Source organism: Staphylococcus pasteuri, assembly GCF_030547725.1.
GTDB classification, from domain to species: Bacteria; Bacillota; Bacilli; order Staphylococcales; family Staphylococcaceae; genus Staphylococcus; species Staphylococcus pasteuri.
Window position 1 is genome coordinate 1 of sequence record NZ_JAUOQO010001042.1, and the last position, 233, is coordinate 233.

The window sequence follows — 233 nt, forward strand, 5'->3', positions numbered from 1 at the left end:
GCTTTAGTTTCATAGTAATTCATAGCAAATAATTTGCCTGTGCGTGCAAAACCAGACTGAACCTCATCTGCGATCAGCAAAATACCATGCAAGTCACATAGTGCACGTAAACGCGTTAAGAATTCCGCTGGGGCCACATTGAAGCCACCTTCCCCTTGCACAGGTTCAAGTACAATTGCAGCCACATCATGTGCAGCAATATCTTCAGCAAAAATATCTTCAATGCTTTGAAT

At 42.5% G+C, this 233-nt stretch carries 1 protein-coding gene; it reads right to left on the reverse strand.

The window, feature by feature from the left end; translation table 11 throughout:
• A partial coding sequence (locus Q4528_RS16345; protein ID WP_303522841.1) for an aminotransferase class III-fold pyridoxal phosphate-dependent enzyme occupies positions 1-233 on the reverse strand: 233 nt, incomplete at both ends.